At 47.1% G+C, this 4612-nt stretch carries 5 protein-coding genes; all 5 read left to right on the forward strand.

All coding sequences use genetic code 11. The annotated features are described in order from the left end of the window. Positions 1-33 precede the first annotated feature (33 nt). The 5 genes from OGY19_RS02870 (at position 34) to OGY19_RS02890 (ending at position 4556) form a co-directional block, all read left to right on the forward strand. Positions 34-417: a hypothetical protein gene (locus OGY19_RS02870; protein WP_286596222.1), complete on the forward strand. Its 384-nt coding sequence runs from the start codon at positions 34-36 to the stop codon at positions 415-417. Continuing rightward, complete coding sequence (locus OGY19_RS02875; RefSeq protein ID WP_223226831.1) at positions 407-847, forward strand: hypothetical protein; 441 nt, start codon at positions 407-409, stop codon at positions 845-847. The genes OGY19_RS02870 and OGY19_RS02875 overlap by 11 nt, the downstream gene beginning before the upstream one ends. A 51-nt stretch (positions 848-898) precedes the next feature. Further along, positions 899-1483: a hypothetical protein gene (locus tag OGY19_RS02880; protein ID WP_032951326.1), complete on the forward strand. Its 585-nt coding sequence runs from the start codon at positions 899-901 to the stop codon at positions 1481-1483. Between the two features lie 191 nt (positions 1484-1674). Then, positions 1675-3384, forward strand: coding sequence for a DUF4942 domain-containing protein (locus OGY19_RS02885; protein WP_007372173.1), 1710 nt, complete (start codon positions 1675-1677; stop codon positions 3382-3384). A gap of 203 nt (positions 3385-3587) precedes the next feature. Continuing rightward, on the forward strand, positions 3588-4556 hold the full coding sequence (locus OGY19_RS02890; RefSeq protein ID WP_000654812.1) for an IS5-like element IS903B family transposase: 969 nt from the start codon (positions 3588-3590) through the stop codon (positions 4554-4556). The last annotated feature ends 56 nt before the right edge of the window (positions 4557-4612 follow it).

Raw genomic sequence — 4612 nt, forward strand, 5'->3', positions numbered from 1 at the left:
GAGAAAAAATCGGCTCAAACATGAAGAAATGAAATGACTGAGTCAGCCGAGAAGAATTTCCCCGCTTATTCGCACCTTCCTAAGTTGAATGCCTGCTCAGTTGATGGGTTACTACACTCTTACCCCGACGATTTCGAGTCGAGGGAGTTATTTGGTCTGTGCCAGCAAAAAAACAGGCTCAAGTCTCTGCAAATTGATTCATTATCGTTACAGCAAGTCCAGTACATGCTGGCTGGCCTGGAACTTGCCAGGAAGAAATATGGATACCAGTACCGAGGCAGCAAAGCCGTAGATACCAATCAGAAGGGTAGACTGGCCATGAGCATTGATGATTCGCTTCACCCAATTCAGATCGCTTATATACTGGCAGGTTTAAAATTATCTCTCCTTCAAACAGAGGTGAACCATGACTGCTAACCAACGTAAACGTCCTTCGCGTAACAATCGAGCTGTCCAGTTAACGTCCGAGCAGCTGGTAGAAGCGAAGACGCTTGACCTGAAAGCCCACCATTCGTTTAAAAACCTTATGGGTCTTGCTGCAATCAGTGTCGTGGTGTTTGTCTGTCTTGGCTCCTTGATCCATAAACAACGCTCAGTAATGAACGAATGGGACCTGGGTGAAGTGATCAGAGGCGTTGATTTGAAAGCCGGAACCCTCGCAAAAAACAACTTTTTCATCACCAACAAAGGGCAGTTTGAAGCAAGTGGCGTTACAGTGTCACTTACGGGTACAAAACTGAAATTACAGCAGCATCAGGACGGAAAATATTACGTTTGTAATTCTGCAACAGGTGATTGTGTTCTGGTATCCGATGTACAAGCTGAAAAAATTCGTGACCAGCTGTAGCGAGGGGAAAATATCGGTTACTGTCACCGGTAACCGAAGGAACCTTCGTATATGTCACGACAAGAAGCCGCAACGCAGTTATTTATGTCTGCACCACCAGCAAGTATTGATGTCGTTATTGAGCAGCTGGAAAGGGACGCTCAAGCAGCCGGTATCGATATCCATACAATCTCTGTAATGGCCAGCCTGTTACGTGATCGAATAGAAGCATACAGTGACGTGCTTAAAATCGAGCCTGAGCGGGTGATACACGCACTTGAGGTACTGCGAGGTACGGAAGTGCCGTGGGCTTTTTACACTCCGTCCAGGCTACCTGAGCTTGAAGATGTTCATTGCTGGGAAACTCCTCACGATTTTGACCAAGACCTAGGTGAACACCAGCTGCGGCGCTATATTTGCCCTAAATGCGAGCATGAATCAACCGACCCAATGCGCTGCACGGCTGGCCATGCTCCTGGAGTTAACCAGTATCCTGAAAGCTGTGATGCCACTATCTGGAATTCGCCCGATTCTTGGGATAGTATTAACCCTATAATAAAATTAATTATCAAATCTACGTTCCTGGCTGACCTGACTGTTCATACAATCTTCTATCCGAAAGGGTTGAAGCTTCCTGAAATTCAGGACGTTGAGTAGTCTGCTTCGGGCTCTGTGATCTGATAGTTATATATACCTCATTTAAGACCCCTTACTGGGGTCTCTTTTTTTGGACTTCCGCCGTGCTATGTACTTCACGGTATCCCCAAATATCCCGGCTTATGTAGTTCGTCGATTTGCTTCGTCACCTGCCATACCTGTCTCATAATTTCTCTATTTGGAGAAATCTGATGAACCTACCGACAGCTGTATTAGCGAATAACGATGAAAATGAATCAGACGTCCTCAGCCTTTATGCTAATCCCGTAGACAGTCAAAGTGGCCTCATTGAACATGACGGCTTTCAAAAACTAAATGCCATGCGCGATCTGCTGGTGGAATACAACACAACACTGAAGCACATGCAGGCCATGTATGATGCAGTGATGCGGAACCGGCATGATGAAGCATGGCGCATGTTCTGTGATTCTTGTGACAATTCCATCAAATATACGCTGGCTGTAGAAAATTTGTTCTGTATAGAACGGGCCCGCTGTGCTCTCGATGAAAAGTACTGGCAAAAGCTGCTCGATCTGACCGGCGTAAAACCATTTATGCCCACCGAAAGATACGATGACTGGAACGAAGGATTAAGGGCATGGCGAAAATCATCAGAATCAAATTTTGAGAAGCTTAAGCCTGTACCCTTCAACGAAGAAAGTATCTTTTCTACCGCATTCGCATTGAATGAAGAGAAAAAAGACTACTTCGCCCAGATGGTTCATGGTGTGTTTGAAAAGCTCTCCGCTCTGCATAAGACTAACCGTGCCCAGGGCTTCAGCAACAAACTCATCATAGCCAGCTGCTTACCAAGTAGAGATAACCGCAGATCCTATGACTATCTCAACTATTTTAATGACCTTCGTAAGGTTATTGGACTGATGTATGGACGAAGCGGTGCTGAGGATGTGAATTCGGCTGCGGTCAAAGAGTACATGATGAGTAACCCTGGCGAATGGGTAAGTATTGATAACGATAGTCTTAAAGTGAAGGGGTTTATTAACGGCAATGTGCATATCCTGATTGAGGAGGAAACTTGTGACAATCTCAATCTGGTACTATCCCATTTAATGCCAGGCTGCATTCCTCTCGATCGCCGATACACCACCGGCCATAACTCCGCAAGAACTGTAAAAACCAATGAATATCGGTCGCAGTTGATATCATTCTCTGCTGTTAACTCCTTAATATCATATGCCACTGACCATTTGAACGCGGGCAAACACCTGTCACCGGGGCCGCACACTTTTATCCTGCGGGACAACCAGTCTGTTAGTGAGAAAAAAGAACTGGTGAACATATGGGAGTCATTGGGTGCTGTCAGAAGATATAGAGAAGTATATGACTTTGACTTTAGCCCCGTTGAAGCATTCAAACTTCTGGCATTACATGGTTCTATACCTGACCGCTATACGCACCAGTTCTATGCAACGGTCGGAGAACTCCAGAAACGAGCAATTGATGAATGTATGGTGGCTTCAGGTATGCGTTTGCTGGAACCGAATATCGGTCTTGGTGCGCTACTGAAAGGGTTACCAGAGGGGGTGGATGTTACTGGTTTTGATATACACCCCGCAGCTGTTGCAATTACTGGCCTGCGCTGGAACGTCACCCTTAATGATTTTCTATTGGTCAAGCCTGAAAATACCGGCTTGTTTGAAAGAATTCTGATGAATCCTCCATTTAGTGACTCACGCTGGATTGCACATTTTCAACATGCGATGAGATTCCTGAAACCGGGAGGACGCTTGATAGCAATACTGCCAGGGAGCGCAAAGGAGCATCTTTTAACCCGAGAAGCTGGGCCCGGTTACGACATCAATATTCTGGGTTGCTATGACAACGCCTTTGAAGGAACCGCAGAATCCATAAAACTTTTCTCCGTTGATGCCCATGAATAGTGGGGAAAGGAAGAGCTGGTCGAGTTAATTTCGTCACCCGTAACTGAACAGAAAAAATGAGATAGAGAAAAAGCCGTCAGTTTGTCGATGTTAAATGCTATTCAAATTTTTCAACATGCGACAATTGAGCCAACTACATGAAGAGGAAACACAATGTCAGCATTTCTCATCGGCTTTGTTGAATAAATCGAACTTTTGCTGAGTTGAAGGATCAGATCACGTATCTTCCCGACAACGCAGACCGTTCCGTGGCAAAGCAAAAGTTCAAAATCACCAACTGGCCCACCTACAATAAAGCCCTCATCAACCGTGGCTCCATAACTTTCTGGCTGGATGATGAAGCTATTCAGGCCTGGTATGAGTCAGCAACACCTTCTTCACGAGGCAGACCTCAGCGCTATTCTGACCTTGCCATCACTACTGTGCTGGTCATTAAACGCGTATTCAGGCTGACCCTGCGGGCTGCGCAGGGCTTTATTGATTCCATTTTTTCTCTGATGAACGTTCCGCTACGCTGCCCGGATTACAGCTGTGTCAGCAGGCGGGCAAAGTCGGTTAATGTCAGTTTCAAAACGCCCACCCGGGGTGAAATCGCACACCTGGTAATTGATTCCACCGGGCTGAAGGTCTTCGGTGAAGGCGAGTGGAAAGTCAAAAAGCATGGCCAGGAACGCCGCCGTATCTGGCGTAAGCTGCATCTCGCCGTTGACAGTAAAACACATGAAATCATCTGCGCTGACCTGTCGCTGAACAACGTTACGGACTCAGAGGCCTTCCCCGGGTTAATCCGGCAAACCCACCGGAAAATCAGGTCAGCCGCCGCCGATGGCGCTTACGATACCCGGCTATGTCACGATGAACTGCGGCGTAAGAAAATCAGCGCGCTTATCCCTCCCCGAAAAGGTGCGGGTTACTGGCCCGGTGAATATGCAGACCGTAACCGTGCAGTGGCTAATCAGCGAATGACCGGGAGTAATGCGCGGTGGAAATGGACAACAGATTACAACCGTCGCTCGATAGCGGAAACGGCGATGTACCGGGTAAAACAGCTGTTCGGGGGTTCACTGACGCTGCGTGACTACGATGGTCAGGTTGCGGAGGCTATGGCCCTGGTACGAGCGCTGAACAAAATGACGAAAGCAGGTATGCCTGAAAGCGTGCGTATTGCCTGAAAACACAACCCGCTACGGGGGAGACTTACCCGAAATCTGATTTATTCAACAAAGCC

The sequence above is a fragment of the Citrobacter sp. Cy070 genome (assembly GCF_030332245.1).
Classification (GTDB): domain Bacteria; phylum Pseudomonadota; class Gammaproteobacteria; order Enterobacterales; family Enterobacteriaceae; genus Citrobacter; species Citrobacter youngae.